19 protein-coding genes and 3 pseudogenes are annotated in these 26,977 nt (G+C 44.0%); 17 read left to right on the top strand and 5 right to left on the bottom strand.

Annotation, left to right across the window (positions count from 1 at the left end):
• Positions 1 to 148 precede the first annotated feature (148 nt).
• From ACH518_RS04735 to ACH518_RS04720, 4 genes are read left to right on the top strand one after another with little or no spacing between them, the layout of a single operon-like run.
• Positions 149 to 928 carry a TnsA endonuclease N-terminal domain-containing protein gene (locus ACH518_RS04735; protein WP_445372058.1) on the top strand — a complete coding sequence of 260 codons (780 nt, stop codon included), beginning with the start codon at positions 149 to 151 and terminating at the stop codon, positions 926 to 928.
• Positions 852 to 2,795 carry a Mu transposase C-terminal domain-containing protein gene (locus ACH518_RS04730; RefSeq protein WP_445372057.1) on the top strand — a complete coding sequence of 648 codons (1,944 nt, stop codon included), beginning with the start codon at positions 852 to 854 and terminating at the stop codon, positions 2,793 to 2,795. Before ACH518_RS04735 ends, ACH518_RS04730 begins: the two co-directional genes overlap by 77 nt.
• Positions 2,788 to 3,762, top strand: a complete 975-nt coding sequence (locus tag ACH518_RS04725) for a TniB family NTP-binding protein (RefSeq protein ID WP_445372056.1) — start codon at positions 2,788 to 2,790, stop codon at positions 3,760 to 3,762. The genes ACH518_RS04730 and ACH518_RS04725 overlap by 8 nt, the downstream gene beginning before the upstream one ends.
• A complete protein-coding gene (locus ACH518_RS04720) occupies positions 3,759 to 5,615 on the top strand; it encodes a TniQ family protein (protein ID WP_445372055.1) in 1,857 nt (618 codons plus the stop codon). The genes ACH518_RS04725 and ACH518_RS04720 overlap by 4 nt, the downstream gene beginning before the upstream one ends.
• Before the next feature lie 97 nt (positions 5,616 to 5,712).
• Here ACH518_RS04720 and ACH518_RS04715 read toward each other — a convergent pair whose 3' ends face one another.
• Positions 5,713 to 6,228, bottom strand: a complete 516-nt coding sequence (locus ACH518_RS04715) for a DUF1993 domain-containing protein (RefSeq protein WP_445372054.1) — start codon at positions 6,226 to 6,228, stop codon at positions 5,713 to 5,715.
• Positions 6,229 to 6,364: 136 nt separating this feature from the next.
• Here ACH518_RS04715 and ACH518_RS04710 point away from each other — a divergent pair, with 136 nt between their 5' ends.
• The 12 genes and pseudogenes from ACH518_RS04710 to ACH518_RS04655 form a co-directional block, all read left to right on the top strand.
• Complete coding sequence (locus ACH518_RS04710; RefSeq protein WP_445372053.1) at positions 6,365 to 6,991, top strand: plasmid pRiA4b ORF-3 family protein; 627 nt, start codon at positions 6,365 to 6,367, stop codon at positions 6,989 to 6,991.
• Positions 6,991 to 7,515, top strand: coding sequence for a DUF6933 domain-containing protein (locus ACH518_RS04705; protein ID WP_445372052.1), 525 nt, complete (start codon positions 6,991 to 6,993; stop codon positions 7,513 to 7,515). Before ACH518_RS04710 ends, ACH518_RS04705 begins: the two co-directional genes overlap by 1 nt.
• A 689-nt stretch (positions 7,516 to 8,204) precedes the next feature.
• Entirely contained in the window at positions 8,205 to 8,591 is a 387-nt protein-coding gene (locus ACH518_RS04700) for a hypothetical protein (protein WP_445372051.1), read from the top strand.
• 261 nt (positions 8,592 to 8,852) lie between these two features.
• Positions 8,853 to 9,902, top strand: coding sequence for a hypothetical protein (locus ACH518_RS04695; RefSeq protein ID WP_445372050.1), 1,050 nt, complete (start codon positions 8,853 to 8,855; stop codon positions 9,900 to 9,902).
• 594 nt (positions 9,903 to 10,496) lie between these two features.
• Positions 10,497 to 11,477, top strand: coding sequence for a hypothetical protein (locus tag ACH518_RS04690; protein WP_445372049.1), 981 nt, complete (start codon positions 10,497 to 10,499; stop codon positions 11,475 to 11,477).
• Positions 11,474 to 12,190 (top strand): 8-oxoguanine DNA glycosylase, encoded by a 717-nt coding sequence (locus ACH518_RS04685; RefSeq protein ID WP_445372048.1) that lies wholly within the window; start codon positions 11,474 to 11,476, stop codon positions 12,188 to 12,190. Before ACH518_RS04690 ends, ACH518_RS04685 begins: the two co-directional genes overlap by 4 nt.
• Positions 12,187 to 12,780, top strand: a complete 594-nt coding sequence (locus ACH518_RS04680; protein ID WP_445372047.1) for a 7-cyano-7-deazaguanine synthase — start codon at positions 12,187 to 12,189, stop codon at positions 12,778 to 12,780. The genes ACH518_RS04685 and ACH518_RS04680 overlap by 4 nt, the downstream gene beginning before the upstream one ends.
• Before the next feature lies 1 nt (position 12,781).
• Complete coding sequence (locus ACH518_RS04675) at positions 12,782 to 13,282, top strand: TIR domain-containing protein (RefSeq protein ID WP_445372046.1); 501 nt, start codon at positions 12,782 to 12,784, stop codon at positions 13,280 to 13,282.
• 162 nt (positions 13,283 to 13,444) lie between these two features.
• Entirely contained in the window at positions 13,445 to 14,773 is a 1,329-nt protein-coding gene (locus ACH518_RS04670) for a TRAFs-binding domain-containing protein (RefSeq protein WP_445372045.1), read from the top strand.
• 95 nt (positions 14,774 to 14,868) lie between these two features.
• Entirely contained in the window at positions 14,869 to 16,452 is a 1,584-nt protein-coding gene (locus ACH518_RS04665) for a metallophosphoesterase (RefSeq protein WP_445372044.1), read from the top strand.
• 152 nt (positions 16,453 to 16,604) lie between these two features.
• Positions 16,605 to 18,413 (top strand): CHAT domain-containing protein, encoded by a 1,809-nt coding sequence (locus ACH518_RS04660; RefSeq protein ID WP_445372043.1) that lies wholly within the window; start codon positions 16,605 to 16,607, stop codon positions 18,411 to 18,413.
• Between the two features lie 485 nt (positions 18,414 to 18,898).
• Positions 18,899 to 19,239: pseudogene (locus tag ACH518_RS04655) on the top strand (transposase); the annotation flags it as partial.
• Positions 19,240 to 19,368: 129 nt separating this feature from the next.
• On the opposite strand, the pseudogene ACH518_RS04650 reads toward ACH518_RS04655, so the two are convergent.
• Positions 19,369 to 20,541 (bottom strand): annotated as a pseudogene (locus ACH518_RS04650) (IS3 family transposase).
• A 76-nt stretch (positions 20,542 to 20,617) separates the two neighbouring features.
• Between ACH518_RS04650 and ACH518_RS04645 the strand changes: the two are divergent.
• Positions 20,618 to 20,890: pseudogene (locus ACH518_RS04645) on the top strand (transposase); the annotation flags it as partial.
• 55 nt (positions 20,891 to 20,945) lie between these two features.
• Here ACH518_RS04645 and ACH518_RS04640 read toward each other — a convergent pair.
• From ACH518_RS04640 to ACH518_RS04630, 3 genes are all read right to left on the bottom strand, one after another.
• Positions 20,946 to 22,928, bottom strand: a complete 1,983-nt coding sequence (locus tag ACH518_RS04640) for an NACHT domain-containing protein (protein WP_445372042.1) — start codon at positions 22,926 to 22,928, stop codon at positions 20,946 to 20,948.
• Between the two features lie 32 nt (positions 22,929 to 22,960).
• Positions 22,961 to 25,360 (bottom strand): hypothetical protein, encoded by a 2,400-nt coding sequence (locus ACH518_RS04635; protein WP_445372041.1) that lies wholly within the window; start codon positions 25,358 to 25,360, stop codon positions 22,961 to 22,963.
• Between the two features lie 89 nt (positions 25,361 to 25,449).
• The gene (locus ACH518_RS04630; RefSeq protein WP_445372040.1) at positions 25,450 to 26,820 is read right to left on the bottom strand and encodes a hypothetical protein; all 1,371 of its coding nucleotides are present in this window, start codon (positions 26,818 to 26,820) and stop codon (positions 25,450 to 25,452) included.
• Positions 26,821 to 26,977: the final 157 nt, after the last annotated feature.

The raw sequence follows: 26,977 nt of genomic DNA, 5'->3' as shown, positions 1-26,977 counted from the left end.
CTATTGCCTAAAAATCTTCGTCAAAGCACGGCGACGAATCACCTCCAAATATAGGTCAGATCTTGACCGACTTGGCTATGGTCGTCGTACTTAGTTAAGACGATAAGAGAGACTTCACTGCGCCGAAAAAGGCAGTAAAGGGAACGTTATGTCTATTGAAAAGTATGGCGAGCGCGAAAACGCTGGTCAGTGCGCTCACTTGCGCCTGAATATCATGCCGCAGCCCAAAGCCGAACTAGCCCGAGAACCTGTGACACGCTCTCGGGGACTGGTCCGAGGTCAATTCCCATCAACCAAAACGAAGCGCATGGTCGCTTGGGAGTCGCAGCTCGAACAAAGAGCTTGCTTCCACTTTGAATTTTCTCCCGTGGTCAAGGCATTTAGAGAGCAGCCGCAAACTCTCTACTTGCCTGCGTCAAAAGGAATGTTCCGGTATACACCGGACTTTGAACTGATCTTGCATAACGGCGAAATTTGTTATGTCGAGGTAAAGCCTTTGTCCAAATTGTTCACGCCAAAAGTACTGGAGCGGCTACAGGCTGCCGACCAGTTTTTGGCCGAAAAGGGCTATCGCTTTATCGTCTTGACCGAAGACGAATTGAATTTTCCCACTCGAATTCGGAATTTTTCAATTCTGAGGCCATATCTGCGCTTTGAGATTCCTCCTTACATTTCCGAACAAGCTAAGGAATGGGTGGCTCGGAGTAACAATCCGACCTTCGCTGAACTTAGTTGCTTTGTCGGAATGCAAACCACTGCCTTTGCTTTGCTCGCCCAGCTCGACATCAGATTTGACATTGACCAGCCGCTTGAAAACAGCACTCAGCTTTTCATACCAATTGGAGATCATCATGAAACTTGCTTCTTTGCATACCGGACAGGACCTGATTTTAAACAATGTGCCGTACTGTCTGATTCGAATGCTTGAGGATGGGCAATGCCAGTTAGAACGCAAAAGTGATTTAGCGTTAGCCAGTTATACCAAAACATCGTTGCTGGGTTTAGTCAGCTCTGGGCAGCTTGTTTTAGGAGGGCAGGCTCGGATTACAACGGCGCCGGAAAATAATCAGCGGATCGAGCCTGATTTGTCTTCCTATCCGGAGTCAATACAGCAACAAGTCTATTATCGGCTTAGATACTTGAAAAAAGCCGATGAACTATTGGGCGAAGCAATCACGTGTACTGGATTATCCAGAGTAATTAAGTTAGTGTCTGATGAGAGTGGTGACTTTGCTCCTCCTTCAATAACCAGTCTATATCGCTGGTGGAAACGCTGGATAAAAGCTAATCGTTCAGTTACCGCTTTAGTGAGCTATGCGAAGGGCCCGAAGACCAAACGTAGAATCGTCAAAGAGCTGGAGCACCTGCTTCAACAGCTTATTGATGAAATCTATCTCAAACCCGAAGGTAATAGTATTAACGATGTCTATGAGGCATTAGCGCTAAAAATTAAGGCATTAAACGTCAATCGAAATACCCCTCTCGCTATTCCCAGCCGCGCGACCGTCTATCGTTACATCGGCACCTATGATGAATACTTGGTGATGGCGGCCCGAAAAGGCAAACAAGCCGCCGACAAGCATTTCCGGGCAACGGGTCGAGGTCCCGAACCCAAATATATCCTGGAGCGGGCCGAAGTTGACCATACGCCCTTGGATTTATTGATCAACGATGAATTGACCGGTTTAACCATCGGTCGACCCACGGTGACATTCATTCTTGATCGCCATACCCGTTTACCGCTGGGTTTTGAAATCGGCTTTGAGCCGCCGTCAGAGCTGGCTGTCATGCGTGCGCTACGGCATGCCATTCTGCCCAAAAACTATGTGGCCCAGCAGTATCCTGACGTTGAAAACCAATGGCTTGCTTACGGCATCATGGTCACATTGGTCTGTGATAACGGTCTGGAATTCCATTCGGAGCAGCTGAAACGCATGTGTGCTGAGTTGAATATCGAAATCATCTACTGCCCTAAAAAACAGCCGCACTACAAAGGCGCTATTGAGCGATTCTTAGGGACGTTTAATCGGCAACTGAGCCACAAAATTGCCGGAACCACGTTCTCCAATATTACCGAGCGCGGGGATTACGATGCCGAAAATGCAGCGAACATGACCCTGGCCGAGTTTAAAAAGCTACTGCATGTTTGGCTTATTGATGTCTATAGCCAAGCCCGTCATAAAAGTCTGGGCATCACCCCGGCGTTGGCTTGGCAAGATGGCCTGAAAATCATCGAGCCTGTACTACCGGAAAGCAAGGAAAAGCTGGACCTGATATTAGCGACTCAGAAAACCCGTAACCTGAATCATGAAGGCGTGCAATTTAAAGGTCTGATGTACAACTCTGAGGAACTGGCAGTGTTGCGTAAACGCGGTGTTGGATCGGCCACCATCCGCATCAACCCGGAAGACCTGGGCGCCATTTGGGTGTTCGATGAACAACAAGGTGATTATTTCACCGTGCCCTGCACCTATCCGGAGTACGCCAATAATCTCACCCTGGCCCAGCATCTATTGATTCGGCAGCATGCTAACCAAACCAGCGCAGAGCGTGTGGATGTGAGCCTTTACCAGCGCGGTAAGGAAAAGCTGCGTCAGCTTATCGCGATGGCTAACACTAGCAAGAAACTCAGCCAGCGTAAAAAAGCGGCTCGCTACGATACTAAAGCACTGCAAGAAACGCCGTTCTCATCCAACACATTGCCGGAAAAAATCAAGAAACCCTCCGACGAGAACTATCAAGTGCTTGAAATCCCAGATTTTGATGTGGACAGGAAGGGGATGAATCATGATTGAACAAAACGAATTGAATCAGACTTGGGCCAACTTATCACGCCTGATCATTAAACATCCGGGCTTTAACCAAGCCTATCAGGCGCTGAGGAATGCCTACCTTTTTAATCAGCAAACCGGGCTATCCAAGAACTATTGGCTGGTCGGTCCTTCGGGGACCGGCAAAACCACTTTGATGGATATGTTGGTAAAAGAATTTCCACCGGTTGACCAGGTCGATAGACGGAGTATTCCGGTGTTGGCCATTAATATTCCGGCATTGCCCACTATCAAAAATCTCGCCGAAGAGATCTTGGTGCATTTGGGCGATCCGCTGTTTCATCGGGGATCGGCGATTGATAAAACCACTCGCATTCTGCATTTGATCAAGGTCTGTGACGTCAAACTGATTGTGTTCGACGAGATGCAGCATTTCATCGACCGAGGGCACAAGCGAGCGCCGGCCGAAGTCGCCGACTGGCTCAAGACCTTGATCGATAAAGCCCAGATATCGACCGTGATCATGGGCCTGGAGCGAACCCAAATCATTCTGGATTCTAATGAACAGCTTCGCCGCCGCTTTTGTCGTCGAATTGACCTCAAGCCTTTCGATCTCGAATGCGCCAACAGCCGTAGTCACTTTCTGGGTGTTGTCAAAAAGATTGACACCACGCTCGGCTTACCCACCCCGCTGGACTTGCGGCAGGACGGGATTGCCCGGCAATTGCATTTCGCGACCAATGGCATCATGGACTACATGGTCAAATTGATGCTGGGTGCTTATCAGATTGCACTTAACGTCGACTCGCCAGGCATTGACCGAAACTGTTTGCAAGCGGCGTTCAGCGAATCGATTTGGGTGGAAGGCGTCGGCAAGTTGAATCCCTTTAATGCTGAATTTTTCGGTCAACGCTTAGATCAGCGCGGCATGGTGTTCTACAAAGCCCCGGCCGTGGAATTGGCAAAGGCAAAAAAAGGGGAACTACTATGACTGGCATGCCGTTAACGTTGATTTGTCCACCGATTCGTACCAGTAGCTACCCCGATGAAAATCCGATCGGCTACCTGATGCGCTTGGCCGACAAGAACACCTATCCGTCCTACCGGTGGTTGTTGGAGGGTGACGGGGTTGAAACTGTCGATTACGCAAAGTTATATCAAACCTTCCTAGAGGCCGGTTGGACAGGATTTCAAAACGCTGATCTCGGACTGGCGCAAGTCTGTGCCTTGCCCAATATTCATCTGAATGCTACCCGGCTGCGTTATTGCCCACTTTGTCTTCAGGAGGCTAACTATTGGCGAATTGGTTGGCAATTAAAACTATCGGTCGCTTGCGTTCGGCATCGGATTTGGCTACAGGACTTATGCCCGCAATGCCACAAACCTTACAGCTTTGTTGGCACACGTAAACAAGCCTGTCAGTGCTTAAAATACTTGACAGAAGCTGAGATTGAACCCGCTGTAGATTCGGTGATTGCGTTGCAATTTTTTTTGGAAAATGGCGTTAGACAGCAGAACCTCGAATTATTCGATACGAAGCAATTGCTGGCTCTCCGTCGACGTAGCGAATTGATGGGGTTTCTGATGAGTTGGTTGACATTAGGTGGGGATGCAGATAAACCGGGTCGCCAGAACTTTCAGCAAGTGGCCGAATTTAGGTTGAGAGCCGAACGAAGTGCGGATGCGTTATGTGCCGGTCAGGATGGATTCTGGCGCTACTTGCAAACCATTCATCTCGCCGGTGCCAGCCTGTTGGATATTCAACAAAAACGGTTGGTGAATTTTTATCGCCAATGCTTCAAGGAATTTCCCGAACCGGCATTTCAGCGGCTAAGAGAAATCGTCGAACACTATGCGACGATCAACCTGATCCGGGATATTACGGAAAAACATACCTTGTTCAGTCCTAACGCCAAAAAAGTTCAGCATTGGTACTCGTTTAGTAAAGCCTGCCATGAATACGATTTGGTCCATTCGGAGTTAAATCGGGCCATTGTCGACAAACAAGTCAGAGCCCACTACGGACCAACCGGCGGCAAATATACCAAGTGTGCGATTTACCGCCCCGATCTGGAGAAAATCCTGCCGCATCTTAAGGAAATGATTACCGCACGCGATGCCATGGACATATTGGGGGTGACCAAAGCACAATTTGTACAGTTGCAAAATAATGGATGTTTCAAGTTTGAAGTCGCCCCGCGTGAAGGCTACTGCTCGACCTGGAAATATTCCAAACGCGAGCTGGAGACTTTGATGGATACGGTTAATAAAAGTGCGGCGCCACCTTCGGAAGATGGCATACTGCTGGCCTCGACCCTGCAAAATCGTATTCAGGGCACTATCGAAATGCCATTCTTACAACTGTTTAAAGGTATTGTCTCTGGACAAATTATCGTCAGAAAGCCGGATGGAAGACCGCGAACATTTCGCGAATTTTGGTTGGATAAATCGGAGTTTTACCAATGGTTAAAGCAATTACAGCCCAATTGCGAGGCGATGACGATCACGGAAGCGGCGACGGTGCTTGGTATCAACGAAGAGTTTGCTTATCAGCTAGTCAATCGTGGCCATTTGTTACACAAGCTCGATTCGCGTAACGCCAAGATGATTTTTCCCGACCATGTACGGCGGTTCAGGCAGGAGTTCGTCATCCTATCTAAGCTTTCGGATAAATCGAAATACAGTTCAAGTCAAATCATTGAGCTACTGGAGCGTGACGAAATTTATCCCGTTGACCATAATGAACCCGACAAATTGCGGCAGCGTTTATATGCCCGTGCCGACGTTTTACTGTCGAACAAGCTCTACCACTATGTTCAATATCTAACAGAAACAAAACCGTAACGAGAATTTCAGATGGACCCCCCCGACAATCAGCGCGAATTGTCGGGGTCTGGCTGTCAGTCAGCCAAACAAAATGGATGTCAGCTCTCGATTTACTTCACAACCAACCTAAGTCACCCAGGTAATCCTTCTTGCCGATTTCCAACCCATTGTGCCGCAGAATGGCGTAAGTAGTAGTCACGTGAAAATATACATTGGGTAGCACAAAGTCTGTCACGTAGGTTAAGCCAGTAAAAGTCAATGTTCGGTCATGCAAGGGCAGCAAAATTGTCTTGGCTTCCGATCCATCGATTTCTTCAGCGGTAAACGAGTTGATATGCACCAATGTTTTATCAACTCGCTCGATCAACTCGGCAAACGAGTTTTCAACATCGTCGAACTTCGGAGGCTCCTGTCCGGCTAAACGGGAAACAGCACCCTTGGAAACGTCACTAGCAATTTGCACCTGACGCTTCAATGGGTACATGTCGGGATATAGGCGTGCGTTGACCAATACCGACGGATCAAACTTTTTGGTCTCTGCGAAATCAGTCGCTTTTTCCAGAATGGATCGTAATTGCGTCAGACTGCGGACGAGGGGCGGAACCGAAATGGCAAACATGGATAAAGACATCTGATAACTCCTGCACGGGTGAATCAGTCGGGTGGGTAGTGTAAGCCGCTTTATCAAAACGCGCGATCAATATTGTCGATTCGAATTCGGTTGCCGTAGAGTTAAACTACAGCGCATTAATATATCGAGATTCGACATGGTCGAGCAAAAGCCCGTTCGTAAGAAACACACCAACAGTACCAATCAACCATGCTTGTACACGCTGCATATCGAGCTTAGGCCTAATGAAATTCGCCCACCGATCTGGCGAAGGTTGGAGGTCGATGGCCGTATCAGTTTGGCGAAGTTACACCACTTTATTCAGGCCGCCTTTGGCTGGAGCGACTATCACCTGCATCAGTTTAAAATTCGAGACAAGATTTATGCCCTGCCGGACCCAGGCGATGAGCTCGATATGCTGGACGAGCGCAAAGCCTATTTGAATCGCTTGCTGGCTACCGGTGACACTATGCTCTATCGCTACGATTTTGGTGATAACTGGGAACACCTGGTGACCGTCGAGGAGATTCGCAACGACTTAGACAACGATCCCAAAGGCGGCGCCTGGGTATTGGATGGCGCACGCTCTGGTCCTCCGGAAGATGTCGGCGGCCCGGAGGGTTATGCCGATTTTCTGGAAGTCCTGCAGGAGGAACCGAATTCTGAAGAAGCCGCCCATTTGCTCGAATGGGCAGACGGCGATTTCGACCCTGAGAGATTTGACCGGCGATTGGCCAACGCAGCGATCATGCGTATCTTGTTTAACCGTTGGGGCGGCAAATAATGCTGGTTTTACGCTGTACCAAAAAGCTGCAAACTGCACTCAAGCTGAAAAAAACCGACCTGGTCGATGCGAGTGTCGAAACCTCTAATTTCTGCTCGTGGCACCTCAATCTAATCGAGATCGACGGTCACCCCTGTCTGTTGGTAGCCAACGACCAAACGCTTTTCAATTTCTTGATTGCCGATGTACCCCAGCTTGACGCTACCCAACTGATCCAACTGTTTAAATCCTATCTGCATTGCGTATTGGCCGAGGAAGGTTTCGAGCAGACCTTTATTCAAAATCTGATGCCCGACTTTGCCGAAGTCAGGTTTGCCAACACCAACAGCAGACGAGTGCTGGGCTCGTTAAACGAGCTGGCTTTTTTCTACCTGTGCCACCTGGAAGATGAAGGCATTCACAGCCCCCGATTGCCGGAAATTATCAAAAAAATGAATCGCGTCGTTATGGGCATGATTTCCTCCAGCGCCATCAACGAAGTTCATGATTTGTTCGGCCTAGAGCGTCCGCAACATCAGTGGTGAATCAGTCCGAGCCGCGACCTCTTAGCCGCTTTGAACGTCGCGCGGGTTATACAGTGCGATCAAACACGTTTTCTAAATCAAACCAAGCCATAGTTTCCGGAACGATTATGCCAGTTTTGAATGACTGCTTTTGGACGTGGCAAACTGGCGAAATCGACCCGTTGCTGTCCATCGCTCATTCTGATTCAATGGCAGCAATGAGATGGTCATCAGTCATAACCGCCTATCGCCGATGATGTACAGAAGGGAAAATCATATGCCGATCAATAAATTAGCAAGACAACGTTTATTTTTAGATAGAGATGCTGTTAACAGATTAATAACTTGTTAGTCGAATTTCCAAATGAGTTCAATAGCGTTAATCATACTTTCATTACTTGCCTGCTTCATCTCTATCGGCGTCGATATATCCTCAGATTGTCCGAAAAAAATACATTGTACATAGATGGCGAACTGACAGTTCATGAGTCGAAGTATTCTAAGCCCCCTAACGTAAAGATACTCTCATCTGAATGTATGATCAGGCATACGGGATTCTATGCTGCGATAATAGGAACCCTGGTCTGGGGCTATGGTGATTTATTTGCCAAACTAGCCACCTAACTTGGCGTTAGCAGTCTTTTTGCCGATGTACACCAAGGCGCAGCAAAGAACACGCTAAAACCGAATAACAAAATAAGAGGAAGATTATGAAATACGTAGGCCTTCTAGCACTGGGTATCTTCGTTGGTACAATCATTGCCATCTGTGTACAAAAGACAGCGTCAGACTTTGCGGATTTGGCAAAAATAATAACTGCTATATTAAGTGCTGCATTGTCAGGCGTGGTTTTCAGCTTCATCGAGAAATTTATGAAAACTCCCCTTGGTGATGCGCTTTTCATGTATCCCATTGGATTAGCCTACAGCCTGCTATTTGCGTATGCCGGAACAGCAATGGACAACATTAAACAAGATGGTGGTTTGCAATTTCTGGGATGCCTTCATGTTTTAGCAATGGCCATTGGAACACTGCTCGTTTTGCTCTTTCTCTTCTCAAAGAGGTTTCGCGCTTTATTGCCTGAGGACAACGGCTAACCAAACAGTCAAATGGACGCCCCCTTACCTTTGTGCTAAGCGGCTGATTTTTGGTCCTAACCTGGTATTAGTGGAACTAGATCGATAGACCGCTTTTGGTGTTTATCTGCCATATATTTGGAGCCGATGATATACATAATGGAAATTCATATGCTGATCAATAATATCGTTTCGTACATCATTTTTCGGTTGATATACGGAAACTATCTAATTACTAGTTAGCGAGAATTCAGGCGAATATCTTAGTATAAGGGGAAAACAATGCTGACGCAACCATATAGCATTCCAATAAATTCACTTAATCGAGGTGGTGAAAAAGAGATAAGCCGCAAGGAAATTCTTTCGCTTTATGACTCTTTAATTGAAGCCAGGAAACTAGGCTATGCGGATGTGGAAAATACGCGTCTGTTCAAAAATATTACGTCTGTTTCCAAAGAAGATATTGAGAGGGTCGATAAGCGCTACGGCCCAAAAGGCTTGTTTAATCTTGTTTTTCTCGCACAAACGAATTCAATAGAAGAATTTTATCATGTATTTCGGTTGGTTATGGATAATCTAATATTTCTCGATTTTTTCGATAGCCAGATGTTTTCTGAATTTACAAAAGACTCACATCCAGCCTTATCATTCGATAATTCAATATTAAAGGCATGTTATGAGTTAAATAACTTTGATCATAACGTTTTCAGCCCAGAGGCTGCGAGAAAGGTATTCAGTCCAGGCTCTAAGCCTGGATATGTTGTTTATGGTCTAGGCGGACCGAGAATACTAGTTTCTCACCCTTTTAAGGGGCGTGGAAAATTATCCTACGCGGTATATGAAAACAGTGTTGACGTCGTTACTAGCTTAAACCTAAGGGGTTACTATGGCACATTTCTATTTCTAGATAATATCGCTGGGCTAGAGTACGACATTCATGGTATACCAGCTTGGCTTGCTTGGTTTTCATATATTGCATCGTTATCTGACTTGGTTCTATTTGTAAAAGAACACGATGGGGATTTTGGACCGTCTCAAAAAATGGAAATAGACTATACCCCAGATCGGATAAATAAAAAGATTATTGAAGTGCCTTCAGAGGAACTGCGGTGGGCAAAGGCATCAGAAGAAGATCTTCAAATGATAAGCATGGGGCCTAATGGCATTATGCAAAATGAAGATTTCGATCAACTCGTAGCGCACAACACTCATGCACGACTTTTTATTGAAATGTATGCCAGAAATGGATTTCCGAAAGATAGAGTAATTAGAATTTTAGAAGGTGGAGAAATCGAAGAATATGATGTCAACGAAACTGGATACAATTCGTAATTATGATTAATGCGCTAACAAGAGCATAGACACAGACGGTAAAAAGCTGCGCCAGTCGTTTCCCCTCTGCAGCTTTTGCCTATGGCTATGCTTGGCTTTAGGCTTCCAATAGTGGACTACTCGATGCGCGTTTCTAATAACTTTAATACCTCTTGCCGCTCTTGCTACGGGGGAAATTTGGATCGCATTTTTAACAAGGGGGCTGATTTATCTTTTGCTGTTAATACTCTTATTGTAATTACTTGCAGGTTGGTGAAAACTCTTTTAAGATTAAAACTGACCTATATTTCGTATAAAACGGCTTGCAATGACACTAAATAAAGTCATCTTCTGACTTTATTAGCGGTGGGGAAAAGATTTTTCACGAACCTGTAAAGTTTTATGATCGAACTGCGTATCAGTTTATTCAACAGAACCTATAGTGGCGGCCATAACAATGAAAGACAGAATGGTATTCCTTTAGTGGAGCAATCGTGTGGAATGTACGATTCATAACGCTCTGTATTAGAGATGGAGGAGGTTGATGAGCATTTTACGATTGAGCATGCCAATTTCAAAGAGCTCAGCCGCTACTACGAAATTGGGAGGTAAGTAATGGATGTGCGACGTCCTGCTTCGCTCCGAATCGGTGAGAAAGAGCTGCAATTGCCTGTCTATTTTCCGTCTATTTCATCAGTAAAAACAGCTTTGCAGCCGATTGATTACCTTCAGGTTTTATCAACATTCGTTGGGTTGAATAGCCAATTTTTGGTTTCGGCTTATGATCTTGCTTCCATCGATAATAATGATGTGGTTGCAAAGATGCTGGGGTCTGCCCACGAAGCCGGTGCCGTGACTTTGATGGATTCCGGTAACTATGAGAGTTTTTGGAAAGATGCGCAGGGTCGGTGGCTACAAAACGATTTTCATAAAATTCTGAAATCATTCCCTTGTGATCTCGCTTTTGGTTTTGACGAGCAGGACCCGCCTGCCGACTTTGATCAGCATATTTCCTTAGTGGTTTCAAGATGGGTTGAGGACCAGGCGGCGGCAGGCGCTTGTCAGATCATACCTATTATCCATGGAACCGCCGATGAGTTACCGGCATTGTGCGGCGCTCTCGCGGCAAACACTGGAGTTTCATTACTCGCAGTAGCGGAGCGTCGATTGGGTGACGGCATTATGGAAAGAGCTATAGCTGTTCAAGCCATTCGTCGTGAATTGAACAAGCAAGGGCGGTATATTGGCCTGCATCTACTGGGAACAGGCAATCCGATTTCGATTGCTTTGTATGCTGCTATGGGAGCTGATAGTTTCGATGGCTTGGAGTGGTGTCAAACGGTTGTCGATCACGATACCGCATTACTTTATCACCTGTCGCAAGCTGATTTTTTTACCAGTCAGACGAGATGGGCTGAGACTGATCTATCGTTTCATGCGCGTACACTGGCGCATAACCTTGAGTTCTATACAGAATGGATGCACCGATTGCGCAACTCAATTGAAAGTGAGATGGTTGTTGATTTTTGCCGCCACAATTTTTCAGATCGCGTGTTTCGGCAATGCGCACAGGTCTGCGAATGGGGAACATTGTGAAAGTAGCAGTCATCAATCAAACTATTCGCGACATGTGCTTAGAGATAAAAGCGCAGGGACGGGGACTTAAGAACTGGCAGCTAAACACCGAAGAGGAACTTTTGTACGAAGCAGCCGTGTGTGTAATCGGTAGCCAAATGAAATTTGAGACAGCCGTAGCAATTGCCGATCGATTGCGCGATACCTACCTTTTACTACCACAGAGGGTGGGGTTTGATTGCGTCACCCTAGAATCTAATATTGCTAATACTTTGTCAGAACCCTTACCAGTATTTGATAACAACGGTGTCACCCGTTGGATAAAGCCACGATTTAAGAATCGTATAGCTTCGCTTCTGACGCTGACTATTTCTGAGATCTACGGAAAGTCGAACACAATCAGGCAATTGTTGCTCAGGGCAGAAACAGCAAAGGAGGCACGGGAGCTTTTGGTTCAAAATGTTTGGGGTTTTGGACCCAAACAAGCCAGTCTATTTTTACGTCGAATTGGATACTGTGCGGACCTAGCTGTGCTTGATGTGCATGTATTGGATTACCTACGAATAACTCGCGGCGTCACGATCTCTCCAAGCAAACTCGGTCGTTTGCAATTCTATGAGGAAATTGAAGATGATTTTCGAGAAATTGCTATTGAATTTGGATATTCCGTCGGTTGTGTTGACTTGGCGACGTGGCTAACAATGCGGGTGGCAAAGCGCGAGGCTTATTTGTGAGTTTTGTAAATTTAGTTTCAGGGGGGCTTGATTCAACCTTGATCGGCGTGATGGCGAGGGAGGAAAGCATTGAGCATTTCCCACTTTTCATCGACTATGGACAGCGAGCATCCAGTAGGGAGTGGTTAACGTGTCAGGCAGTTCATAAGCAGCTTGGGCTCCCAGAGCCTACGAAAATGGATGTCTCTGGTTTTGGACAAGTCATTGCGTCTGGTCTGACGAATAGCAATTTAGACGTCAAAAACGACGCTTTTACGCCAGGAAGAAATCTGATGTTTCTTCTAATGGGCAGTGCTTACGCCTATCAACTTGGCGTGTCATCTGTTGCAATTGGGCTTTTGTCTGAAAAATTCAGTTTGTTTCCAGATCAACGTCCCGCATTTATTTCCCAGGCCGAAGCGGCTATTGGAACTGCCATGGGACGGCAAATCAAAGTTTTGACACCTTTGTTCGATTTCGGTAAGGCAGACGTTGTTAGGCTAGCCAATGAAAAAGGGGTTAATGGAACCTACTCGTGCCACACCGGCACAAATCAACCCTGTGGGCAATGTATCTCTTGCCTAGAGTTTCAATTCAATCAAGGAGATTAATATGGGCGGTGGAACTGGTGGCGGCTTGCTTGGTTCGGACATCAAAGGCTTAGAAGAAAAAGTAAAGCAGCGCCTTGCTGAAGCAAAGGGTGAAGTAAGTCGCCATGTTTTTATTAGCTTTGATCACGAAGATTTGAACGATGTAAATCTGTTACGAGGCCAGGCTAAAAATGACAACATGGACCTGCAATTTGATGATCACTCCGTAAAAGAGCCTTACGATAGCAATAATGCTGATTACATAAAGCGAAATATTCGTGAAAAAATTGATCGATGCTCTGTTACAGTGGTTTACCTGTCCGATAAATCGGCAACAAGTAAATGGGTCAACTGGGAGATTGAAGAAAGTCTCAAACGTGGCAAAGGTGTAATCGGTGTATATAAAGGGGACACGCCTCCAACTAGGACACCTCCGGCATTTCAGCAAAATGGATGTAAGGCTGTTAGTTGGGAACATGCCACCGTAATGAAGGCAATTGAGGATGCAAGTTTAAAACGGTAATCATGTGTGAAAGCTAATTAGAGCGATGCTGAAAGTTATTTTATTTGAGTCTGCTATAGACTGAAGATTAGCTTCATACTTCAGGTGGTTTTTCCCCAACGCGAGCCGAAAGCATTTCCAATCAAAACGCATGTGATTTCACTTACATTTCAGAGTTGGATAATGACTATTAAACCTTTTTGCTTCGTATTAATGCCGTTTGGCCAAAAGCCCACATCGGCAGGAAAAATCATTGATTTCGATGCAGTATATCGTGATCTGATAGCACCAGCTATACGAGCGGCTGATCTTGAGCCTTTACGTGCGGATGAGGAAATGGCGGGGGGCATCATCCACAAACCAATGTATGAAAGACTCATACTCTGTGAATATGCAATTGCTGATCTGACTACTGCTAACGCGAATGTTTTCTATGAATTGGGATTGCGTCATGCAGTTAGGCCTGCCTCTACTGTATTGATTTTTGCAAAAGATACGGGGCAGCTTCCATTCGATGTTGGACTATTACGTGGCATTCCTTATGAGGTTAGTGCAGACGGTAAACCCGATAATTGCATGTCGGTGGTTTTATCGCTTTCAAAACGGTTGATTGAAGCTCGTAAGTTCACAACTGATAGCCCTGTCTATCAACTCGTCGATGGCTTCCCTGAAATTCAGCATCTAAAAACGGATGTGTTCCGGGATCGTGTTCAGTATGCAGAGGAGATCAAATCACGGTTAGCAGCAGCTCGTAAAACCGGAGTTGAAGGAGTACTTGCGGTTGAGCTTCTACTCGAAACCAATTCAACAATAGACGACACAGAAGCTGGTGTTGTAATTGATCTTTTCCTTTCTTATCGCGCCGTCAAAGCTTGGCAGAACATGATTAATCTAATCGCCAAGATGTCTCCTCCGCTTGCAAATACCGTAATGGTTCAAGAGCAACTAGCATTGGCCTTAAATCGAGTTGGTAGAGGCAATGAGGCTGAAACGGTATTACTCAACTTGATCGATAAAAGAGGTCCTAGTAGCGAAACCTATGGAATTTTGGGAAGGGTATACAAAGATCGTTGGGACACAGCGAATAAAGATGGAAAAACCTTGCTAGCTAAGGGGTTACTGACAAAAGCGATTGATGCCTATCTGAAAGGTTTCGAGGCTGATTGGCGTGATGCATACCCTGGGATTAACGCAGTAACCTTAATGGAAATGGCAGACCCACCCGATGTGCGACAAGGTAGGATACTACCAGTTGTGACTTATGCTGTTGAACGACGCATTGCCTCAGGAAAACCAAATTATTGGGATTATGCGACGTTATTAGAGTTAGCGGTACTTGCTAAGGATGAAGACACTGCTTCAACTGCTTTAGCAAATGCGCTTGCATCAATTAGAGAGTCTTGGGAGCCGGAGACGACGCTTAGAAATGTTAGACTGATTTCCCACGCTAGAGCAAAAAGAGGGGAAATATTGGCTTGGACGCATGATATTGAAGCAGCTTTGGACCAATGAGCGTGCAAGGCTATTCAATTTGACGATGGTGGGTAATTGATTGAAAATTTTGTAGTGGAAGGTAACAAATATATCAATAAAAATGGAGTATTGCGATGAGTCAATTACCAAGTTTTGCCGAGCTTTATGCGATTTCCGACCTCCATTTGGGCGGAGAGATTTCAGCTAATTCTAATTTTCAAATCTTTAACCGTGGCCAACGTCTAGCGGGATTCATTGACAGAGTCGCCGAGCAGCGAGTCGATGAAGACGTTGCCCTTATTTTGAACGGCGACATTATTGACTCTCTGGCGGAGGATGTGGTCCCTGGATATGTTGCACTTGATGATGCCACCGCGGCTCGCTTAATCGAGCGGATTTGGAATGACCCATCCTTTTCAATGGTTTGGGAAGCTCTTATTGCCTTCTTGGCTAAACCAAAAAGGCATCTAATTGTCGTTTTAGGTAATCACGATATTGAATTGGCGTTGCCAAGTGTTGAAACCGATTTAAGAAGTCGATTGGCTGGTTCAAACATTGATGCGCAGTCACGTTTAGTTTTCTCAACCCATGGCGGTGGCTATGCTTGCATGGTTGGACGTGCGCGCGTATTTTGCACCCATGGCAATGAAGTTGACCTAATGAATTGGGTGGATTACAGCTTATTGGGGCAGTTGGCTAACGCGATTTCGGCTGGTAGAAATGTCGACCCATCAAAATGGAAACCTAATGCAGGGACGCGATTGGTAATCGACGTAATGAACATCGTTAAGAAAAGCTATCCATTTGTTGACCTGTTAAAACCAGAGACTTCTGCAATTGCGGGAGTCCTGATGGCACTTGATCCAGATACCTTTAAAAAAGTGAATCTAGGTGATGCGTTTCCCATCCTAAAAGACGCTTTAAAGGGTCGTTCGATTACCAAGGATCTCCTTGGTTTACACGATGTTCCCTCAGGTCAGAGTGCCCAGATTGCTGATGAAGTTTTGCAGCAACTCGCCGGACAAAATCTGCTTACGGCAATCAACGCAGCTAAATCAACCAATCCATCTTCCGCTGATGACCTGCTTCTAAAAGCTGGAACGGCTGCCCAAAGTGGGGTTCGCCCTTCGATAACGGTCTCAAATGGTGTAGGAAAAACCGAAACTTTAGGATTTGGAGATTACATTCGCGGATGGCTTGGTTTGTTAGACAAGCCGGAAGCGCTGAGGCTCGCTTTAAAAGATTGGTTGAGTAAGGATAAAACTTATGATCCGACTGATCCGACACAGGACGGTGGATTATTCAAAGACATGAAAGATCGGGTTAGCAGTAATGTAGACTTTACGATAACAGGGCATACCCATTTGGCTCGAGCTTTGCGGTTTTCAGATGGAAGGGGTTACTACAATTGCGGCACATGGATTCGGCTTTTACGATTGACACCCGATGTCCTTTCTAATAAAGACGTCTTCGAGCAAGAGTTATGGCCTGCACTAAAAGCGGGAACCATGTATGCCTTAGATAACGCCCAGATACCCGGGCCTGGTGGAACCATAGTACCTCTGGTTTATGATCAAACTAACGCCGTGCGCATTTCAGCAGTTGGTAATAAAACTCAAGGCGATTTGCTTCAAGTGACCGGCAATTCTCGACTTCAAGTCAGTTTGAATGTGCAAAACGATAATTTCGATAATCCGATTGTGCCGGTCGTTGTGTAGAAAATATGAACCGTTTTCGACAAATCAAACTTGAGCTGCTAAGGCCAGGTCCACCCCATAACCAGTTACTGTCACCTTTGACTCCCTATTTGGCATTATGCGGCAACAGTTCGCCAATCACAGTTCGGATTAAACACGAGCACCATCGCTTTTTGAGTAAACTGGAGCGTCTGCGGTATGTAATAGCTCAGGAACAAGATTTGTTGGCGGTGCCAGACAAAGTGCGGGAGGCTGCAGTAAATGAGCTTGGCGATGATGTTGCAGAAATTCTTGCTGAGATACGATCTCTTCTAGCGGAAACTTCAACTGCTCGAGGTGAAATAGTCGCACAAAAAACGAGTGATGAAGCGCAATTTATCCATTTGAGTTTGGTATTAGGAGGGGATGAGTTGGCATTGATCCCCTTCGAGATTGCATTTTCTCCTCAAGCTTATCCTGGAGACGGACTTCCGTTTTGCTTGCAACTGGCATTACCGATTGTACCCACTCGTCAGACGCGACGTACTCAGCCAGTTTTTACTAACTGGAATGTGGAACAAGAGCCAAAGATTTTGTTAGTGGCTGCGGCCCCCGGTGGGTTAGAAATTCCTCTGACTGAACACCTTCATGCTATACGAATCGCACTTGAACCGTGGATTAATTGGCCGAGTGATACAGAGGGGCCAATTACTGAAGAAAAGCGGTTGCCTTTTGTAAAACAACGTATTCGTGTTTTGGTCAACGCTAGTCTTGAAGACATCTATTCGGCATGCGCAACTGAGCAATTTACCCATATTCACATATTGGCACATGGTGGGGCATATGAATTAGCGGGAGAGCGGCAATTCGGTGTGGTGCTTTGTGATGAACGAGATCGCTCTAAGGTGGACGTCGTTAGCGGTAAGCGGTTGGCAAAGGCTTTACATGCTGAATCTAATGATGGAAGCTGGCGATCAAATCCATTGATGGTAACACTCGCTACCTGTGATTCGGGGAATCCGGGATCGATTTTGGTGCCAGGGGGCAGTATCGCACATGAATTACATTGTGAAGGAATCCCTTGGATATTAGCTTCTCAGTTTCCGTTAACGAAAGCTGGTTCAGTTTTAATGGCTGAGGAAATATACCCTAAGCTATTACGGGGTGATGATCCGCGAATTGTTTTGCATGAGTTAAGGCGCAAATTATTCTTAAATACCCAGCGTAACCACGATTGGGCTAGTGTGATTGCTTACGCCGTCATACCCCAAAACTTTGACGATAGTGTTACTAGATTTTTTGAAATCCAGTCACGAAGAGCTATCGAGATTAGTTTTGCTCGAGTGGACAACTTAGCGTCATTTAATAGTGATTTTTCGAGTCAGGAAGTTGAAATAACTTTAAATAGAATTAAAGCACTTTTGGATGTTTGGCGTCGCCGACTCAGGATGGGGTCAGGGGCTGTTGAGCGCGCGCGGCGTGCAGAATGTTTTGGAATGCATGGGTCGGCGTTTAAGCGAATTTCATTGCTATATTCCGCTCAAAAAAATCAAGAGAAGGCAAAAGTTAATCTACAGATAGCATTAAGTCATTACCAATCAGCCATGCGTGAATTGGCATCCGGATCAAGTTATCATTGGGTGGCATCCCAAGTATTATCATTAACCGCTGTATTGGGAGTTGCGAAAGATCCGGACATGCTGATTGGTGTTATGCATTTAGCTCGAATTGGCCTTCAAAGTGAATCGACTTCTGAGCAGGCATGGGCACATGGAACTCTTGCAGAGCTTGAAATGCTATCAATTTACCACCAAGAGTTGGATGAGTCTGCAATTCCTGACATTACCGAGCGAGTTCGTAAACATTGTCTTAGCATTGTCGATTTAATGGGAGTTGATTCATTTCAGGTTGAGTCTACACAGCGTCAATTCCAAAGGTATGTAGACTATTGGGATGGAAGTTGGCGCGAAATTGCCCGAGGAGCGGTAATTGCTTTAAGTTAATATTGCGATGGTGGCATCAAGAAATGATGTGTCAATACTTTTCCAGACTCACTGCTACAGTAAATTCACCCCGCTTTGGATAAAGGTGCTTGGGATTATTTGCGATAGGGCAGCATCGCCTTGCTCTTACTTTGTGAGCCGGCGAGTGACGGCTTCCGTCCGGAAAGATTTTCGCCCATCCATGGGACGAAAATCAGGATTCCACCGTCACGGTGATTGCCTTCGGCGGCCCCGATGCGTCCGCGTCGCTTCGTTTCGACCCAACCAGGGGTCGAAACATCGGCTCTCGCATGACTTGACGGCGTGTCGCAAGGCCTTGCAGGTTTTCTGCGAAAACCCGCCCGGCGCTACGCCTATCGGGGACTAAAATTCATCACTTCGCTAGCGCTCCGTTTCCATGAATTTCAGCGGCCGCGACAAGAAATCCACATTTGGTGAATCGCCCCGGTTTTCTCGGAGGCTCCAACCTTTGAGAGAATGGAGCAATGAAAGAGAAAACCACCAAGCATTATTCATCGGAAGTTCGAGAACGAGCGGTTCGTATGGTGCGAGAGCATCAAGACGAATACTCGTCGGAATGGGCAGCGATTCAATCGATTTCGGCCAAGTTTGGCTGTACGGCTGAGACCTTACGTCGCTGGCTGCGACTGTCGCAAACGCCCCACGTAAAACCTAACGAGCCGTCCGGCAGCGAATCGGAGCGGATCAAGGCACTGGAGCGGGAAGTCCGCGAGTTACGCCAGGCCAACGAGATTCTGCGTAAGGCGTCGGCGTATTTTGCAAAGGCGGAGCTCGACCGCCCGTCCAAACGATGAAAGCGTTCATGAGTTATAACTAAATCTGGTGTACGGTCAAGCTTGAAGAGAGGTGGCGTCCTCTGCTGAAATGAGATTGACGAGATCGAATAACAGCAACCACGAGAGACTGGTGTGTCAACACCTTACCGGACACACTGTTAAGCAGCTTTTTGCTGCAATTCGTAGTCAGCGGGTGACAAATAGCCATTGGCTGAATGTAGTCGCTCGCGGTTATAAAACACTTCAATATATTCAAACACAGCCTGCCTAGCCTCATCTCGATTACGAAAAGTCTGATGATGAATCAGCTCCGTTTTCAAGGTATGAAAGAAGCTTTCCGATACGGCATTATCCCAACAGTTGCCTTTACGGCTCATGCTCTGGCGAATGCCGTACTGCTTGAGTAATGCCCGGTGGCTTTCGGAAGCATATTGACTCCCTCGGTCGGTATGCCAGAGTTAGCCTTGTGCCGGTTTGCGCTTCCAAATGGCCATCAATAGCGCATCATTCACCAGCTTGGTCCGCATATGTTCGGCCATTGACCAGCCAACGATGTGCCGGGAACACAAATCGATGACCACGGCTAAATACAACCAACCTTCCTGGGTATGGATGTAAGTGATGTCGCCCGCATAGACCTGATTCGGTCGCTGCACTGCAAATTGCCGATCCAAATGGTTATCGGCCACCGGAAGATGATGCTTGGAGTTTGTCGTCGCTTTAAATTTCCGCTTTGTTTTATTTATGCCCTTGGGTACAAGCTAATTTGGCATCACGCATCAAGCGACCGATCCGGCGGCGACTGACCATTCGATCTTGTCGAAAAAGCACCTTTTTAAGTCGTCTAGTTCCGTAAGTCTCCCGACTCTTCTTAAAGGCTTCCACAATGATTTTCGTTAGGCTCTGGTCATCTTTTACTGTAGCGCTCGGCGGACGGTGCAGCCAAGCGTAATAGCTGCTTCTTGAAACGTTCATCAGTCGACAGAGCCTGTTGACGGCAAAATCGGCGGCATGTTGGCTAATCCAGGCGTACTTCACCGCTGCTCCTTGGCAAAGTACGCCGCGGCTTTTTTTAATAAATCGCGCTCCTCGGTCAAGCGGGCTACTTCTTTACGCAAGCGTTTTAATTCATCGTAAAGATGCTCGTCAGTGCGTTCAGGTTTATCAGTCGTTTTGGCTTTGCTGTATTTGGCAATCCAGGTGTGGAGCGTATTGACGTTGATTCCAAGCTCTTTGGCTACCTGAGCCACCGATTGATCGGATTCATTAGCTAATTTGATTGCCGACTCTCTAAATTCTGCCGTATAGGTATTGGGTTTTTCTCTGCTCATTTTGGATCACAATTTTTTTCGGATATTTTAAAAATTGTGTCCGGTTTAGTGTAGCCCCATCAATCACGGTTGTCACCATTACACCATCGTCACTGGCGGTGGCCCGGACAGTGTGACCAAAGAAGAATTCGCCTGGGTCAATACCATGATCGGCAACGTGAAACGCTCGATCAACGGGACTTATCACGCCATCAACCCCAAACATTTACCCCGGTATCTAGCCGAATTTTGTTATCGCTTTAACCGCCGATTCGATCTGCAAGCCATGATGCCCCGCTTCCTGATCGCTGCGGCCAATAAGCCGCCCATGCTGGGGCGTTTGCTTAAATTGGCTGAGGCTTATGGGTAATCAGGAAAAAAATAGCGACTCTCCGGTTGAAATTCAAGTAGTAACAATTAACTTTTTATATTATATCCAGAATTGCCATAATTCTTTTTCTTGTGTCCTGAGTCTGAATCAATTCTAAACACTTTGTACTATCTTTTCCTTGAGAAAAAGTTGTAAACCATGAATGGCGGAGGCGCTTTCCAATATCCAAGTATCTTTCTAATAGTATTTCATAAGCTTGAATGGGCTGATGTATTTCAGGTGTAGACTGGAGCAATTCGATTTTTTTAATTACTCGTTCAACAGTTAACTTCAAATGCTTCATAAAAGTTTTATTTAATAAATCAAACTTTGGAGACCAACGATGGTACCACAGGTAAACAGCCACAGCCTCTGAGTTATAAGTCAAAAATCGTGGATGAAGCCAAGATGAGTTACATTCACTAAGATACCATTCTATTGTGTCTTCCGTTTCCAACGGTGGGTTTGAAGGGGTGGTCATTGAATCCAATAAAATTTGGCGTTTATTGTTTAGATCATCTAAGAAGGCATGTCTGGAGGGGGCGTTTTTTGGAAACTCCCACTCATCATGTGAATCAAGTCCGTAAGATTTACGAGTCCTTTCCATCCAATATTTTGGACCTAGTATTTCTCTAAGCATAAGCCGCATATCTGGATTTAATACAATATCATCAAATGCATTAAATTGACTATCCTTATCCTTATTTATCACTTCTGAAGAAATTCCTTTTGCAGTAAAATATTCCAAAAAAATTTTATGACTAAATCGAATATGATTTTGATCGATTCGTTCAAGAAAAGGACACTTGTGAACGCAATCAAATATCCATTGATCAGATGCTTCGACAATGCTATCAATTCCCCCATATTCAGGTGATAATGGTGAAAGCATTTGTTTAACATCAGTAACGTTGAATATATTTCTGTACTCTCGATAAATTTTCAACGTACAACTTGCTAGTTTTTCGATATCCCAAATGAATGAAGTCATTATTCCTTGAGCCGTTATCAATAATGGATCTTTTGCCGCCGATGAAACTATTGATTCGATAAGATCGGAATGTCGTTCAATCTTAAATAGAAGTGAAGGTTCGTCAATTTTTTCAAGTAAATCGCAGAATATCCTTAATAATAATGGGCGTTTTAGCATTTCGAGGAGTCGCTGATTTTCGAAAATCTGCTGAACAATTTTATCTGCATCTCCAAGATTGCGACGAATCAAATATTCATGGAGAAGATCATTATTAAAAAAGTCGAGCATTAGGAAATGGATATTTGCCCCCTTTGTACCATAACCGCTATAAAAAGAATCAATCAATTGACTACCATCCATGCTATCAACAGAGGATAAATATTCCATTCGCATACTTACTACGACATGAAACTTATGCTTCTCGCTTGTACTAGAAGAAAGAAACTTTCCGAGTGAACGAAAATACTCTCGGTGATCCTGAGCAGATGTAATTAGTTCATCAAGCCCATCTAAATAAAGCAGAATCTGACCAAGACGAATGCACTCCATTAATTGTTCGGGGAATATTTTACTGGTTTCTAAGTCTTTATCAAAAATAGATCTTAAAAGATAGACTGGAAATTTATCGCTATTTAACCATTTTGTAAATTTTTCTTCTCCTTGGCGAAATAACGCTAAGTTAATTGGCAATATAAATTGGTGACTTTTATTAGCCTGTGTATAATTATAAACCTGATGTGCTAATTCTGTTTTCCCAACGCCATAGTGCCCTACAACTATTGTCATTGCAGGAGGGCTTATTATTGTTTGTCTTCTATATTCTATTTCACCTTTTCCCGTGATCCCAGTCAGAAAGATAAGCGGATTTAAAATTGTAACCTCATTAGTTGAGGTCGGATGATAAATTAATTCATTGTCACTGACACTAGCTGGAACACGTATGTAAGTCGATATATTGCTAATGTTATCAATTGCTTTAACTCCAAATTTTTTCGCTGCCATTTGACATATATTAGACAAGCATGAAGAAATTGGTTGCTTTGATATTTTGTTTTGAATATTCAAAATAAAATTCCTCTGAAAGGTTGCAAATGATGTCAAAAATGTTCCAGAATTGAGTGAGCAATTGTATTCCTAATTACTTTATGTTGGTTTTGCTCTTCAAGATTAGTCTCAGCTTTGAAGTTAGTTAGGTTTTTTCGCAAAATAACTCTGACTTCTTTATCGTCGTCATAATTATTAAGGTGAACAACATTTTGACCTTTAAGCTGAAGAGCTATATCATGAGGTTCACCTACCGTAATCGGCAATACATAGGATGTATTCATATCGAAACTACTAACCCAATCCTGAACTTCACCACTTTGCCAATAGCTAATGTTTGTGAGTTTATTTAAAGAAAGATAAATTAGGTTTCTTCTGGTACGGATTTCATTTTTTATCCTGCCATCAATTTTGTAACTTTCTTTTGAATAATCCGAAAAAAAATAGATATCCGGGTCATAACCTTTCTTACTTAATTCACTTTTTAAAATGCGTGAAATAACTTTAACTAGTTCCTTTAATTCCTCTGGATAACAGATAAAAACACGGTATTTGTAGCGAACGTTGACAAAAATAAACGGTATCCAGAATCGCAAATACCAACAATCATTCTCTCTTTCCAATAATGAATATTGTTTCAAAGAATTCAAAGCTTTTTCTATTCGTTCCGGTCTCCATGGTTCGTTTGTATGCCTCAGAAAATTTATCACATCGTTTTGTGTAAATGAAATTGTATCAATTGCAGTAGATGTTCGTGCAGCTTTTAGAATTTCATCTTTGACTAACTTATTAAACCAGAGTAAAAGTGCCCCATAGTGATTTCTTTCCATACTATCAACAAGCCATATACATTCATTTTGAAATTCTTCATCAAGACATGCCTGCATTACAATCTCTAATACAGCGTCCTTGTTCAGAATTGTTGCACCTTTGGTGTTTTTCATTTCACGTTCAAGTGAGTACAATAGTTTTGTTCCGAACCCGGCAAATTGTCCTGTTAAAATTTTCCAACCTTCGCGGCTCAAAGGTACAATCGCTGGCACCTGTTTCATGAGATTTTGCCATGAGTTTTCGGAGATGTGGCGAAGTTCTAACGATTTATAATGCAGAGGACGATCATTGTAAGTTCTAGCCCATTGTGTGCAAATATAGACAAACCTGATCTCAAACTTACTGGTGTTCATCATTTCATTAACAGTTTTCACAAATTTATTTCGAGTATCATCAAACTCAGAAATAGACTGGGTATCTAAAGCTGGATCATAAATAACAATGATACTCGGGTGTTTGGCTTTCATATGCTTTGTCAAGTTATCAATGCATATTAATGCTTCGTTTGGGGTCTTATAGTCCCAACGCAATTTAATAATTCGAGCGGTTTTTTTTCCGAATGAAAACTCTTCTTGTTTTAAAAAAATATTGAATAGCCCTTCTTTTCCTGCGCCCGGAAGTCCGTGTATATGGATGAAACGATATTGGTGTTGAGGTAAAAAAAATTCACGAACTTGGTTCAAAAGAAGGTCAGAAAAAGGGTCTTCTGAAACAATTAATGGGGGAGGGAAAAATTTATCTAGTTGACCGCTAAGATAATCATGCTTCTCCCATTTTTTAGTGAATTGTATATCTTGGGCCCAAATATCCACTTTCAACCTAACAACGTCCGAAGGACTTATCTGAGAGCGACTTGGCATAGTGTGCTGGAGTGTAATTAGGTTCACACAAAAAAGTCCTTGAACATGTTGATTCAATGGTCGGGTACTAAGTACAACAATGGGATGAGCCAAAGGTTGAGGAGGCGCGCATCCAACTACACCTAAATCTGATAGTTGGAGCGTAATACGACCGTCCAACTTCAGGCGCTCAAAAACATTCCTGAAAATATTCGGGTCATTATCTTGAGAGCATGCGCAGGTTTTGTTTGGATTTTGTTCACTCCAAGGCGTCCCGCCAAGCAGTAAAAGTGGTCGTCTATCAATGAACTCTAATGGAAGATGTTTTTCTTTGAGGTATTTAAAAGTATGACACAACTCGTCGTAACTCCACTCAGAAAGCCCAAGGATTGTGCAATCCTTAAGTTGTTGAAAGAGTGGAAATTCGGCTTGGGAATTCAGTATGTTTGAATTAGTACTGCCATTGCTAAATCGTTTTGAAAGAAGTTGTAGAGATTGTGGGGAACCTTTTTGTGGCACAACCAGGATGCGCTCAGAAAAATCGTTTGAAGTTGAGTGTAGTATCTTGCGCGCGAAAGTTAAAATTTCTTGACTAATAGCAGAAATATCGCGCTCTAAAGGTGGCAGATCACTTGAAACTCCAATTACTAGATAATCTATTGGTAGTGATCCAGCATTATCTCTCTCGAGACTATTAAAGAGGCTATCTAATGCAGAGCTTATCTGTTGCACAGTCCAGTTAGATGGCAAGTTTCCTACTTGTAGAATGCGCAGTACTGACACAAAACCTCCACTTTAAAAATTCGTTCAAAATATTTATTTGGTCTTAGAATCATAGGTTGAATAAATTTCCATCAACCAGCTCTACCTAATTATATGTTTCTCTCTTTTGGTGGGTCAAAATTTACAAAGTTAGCAAAGTATCCTGATCTCTTCTGAACATCTGGGAAATTGCTTTGTGCTATCTTACCGGTAGCTTCTAATAATAGAGTATCCATTGAATTTTGTGAATCAAGATATTGCGTTGCTATAAGCGCAATAGAAGTCTGATTCAAACCTGAGTTCATACTTAATAAAGTATCGTTAGCATAAGCCTTTTGCGCAAATGTTTGTACGGTTAATAAAGCATCTTTTGTGCCTATCAATGATTTAGTATTGTGTGATCCTAAATAGTTCCTTGGAAAATGCATATGCATTTTCCTCCATGTGTGAATAAGAACTTGTAGTCTACCGGTCTCAAGCCAAATTAATTTTTGAATGTTATCGTCGGCTTTTTTAAATTTGAGCTCTGATTTTACAGTCTCGCACCACGTGGGATACAAATCACGGAATAGATGATAGTGTATTGCTACTGAATGGCTTCCGCTTGTAAGACCTAGATTATTGCGAATAGCATAGTAATCAGTGGTTTGAAGGCAATCATTGATGGTCTCTAGACAAGGTAAAGTTTCAGCAAGCAGTGTAGTTGCAAGTCTGAGGTTTAATACAGAACTCTCCCAAATATGCTCTCGAAGGAATTTAATAGCAACCTCTAAAAGATTATTAACCTCATAAATCAATAGCTCAGGGATTTGATGAGCCGCCCGAAATTGCTCCAAAAATGTGTCTCTATTTAGGCTAACCCGATTTACGGCATCAAATAAAGTTGGTCGGGCGACATATTCATCGTACTCAATATTTGTCAATGGGATGCGAATACTTGAACAATGATGCTCCCATATACGGCAATCTTGTGCAGAAAGACGAAGAAAGTGGAGTATTCTTCCAAGAGGCTCATTGACCCATTGGCAAGATAATATGTCACCGAGGTTAATGTTTGTACGCTGAACACAACGATCTACTGCTAAATCCATATCCTGTAGTGAATTACAATAGTTTTTCAAGGCAGTAGAGTTTTGAAATTTTGGACTGTCGACAAAGTCCTCGAAATTGAAAACTTGAAGTGTGGCAAGTTCCCAGCTTGTCATCCCGAGATGCACTAAAATTCTGTGGAAACTGTGAAACCATTGGCTTCGTATTTCAGCGCGTAGAATATTTTCATTATCGAAATCACGTTTGATTTCTGAAGCTAAATGATCTAAGTTAATTAAGGCAATTTCAACTGACATTAACAATACTCGAACACAACTCTCTGCGGATGGACGATCTATTGGGCTGTTTTCTATTGCTAAGCGGAGCAATTCGACAGATTGAAGCTCTTCATAACTTTTTGCGATTGGGTCGGCTTTAATGATGTCAGTCATAATTTCTAGATAGTTATGGAAATTTTCAATTTATAAAAATGTATCGAAATATTTAATTTAGTATAAAACGGTAATTAAGCGTTTAAATATATACCCGCTAAATTTTATCTTACATAAAAACTATTCAAAATACTTAAAAATGATATTTTGAAGGATT

It is taken from the genome of Methylomonas sp. HW2-6, assembly GCF_052474525.1.
Note: the sequence above shows the minus strand (reverse complement) of the source record. Positions and strands in the feature narration are given on the sequence as shown.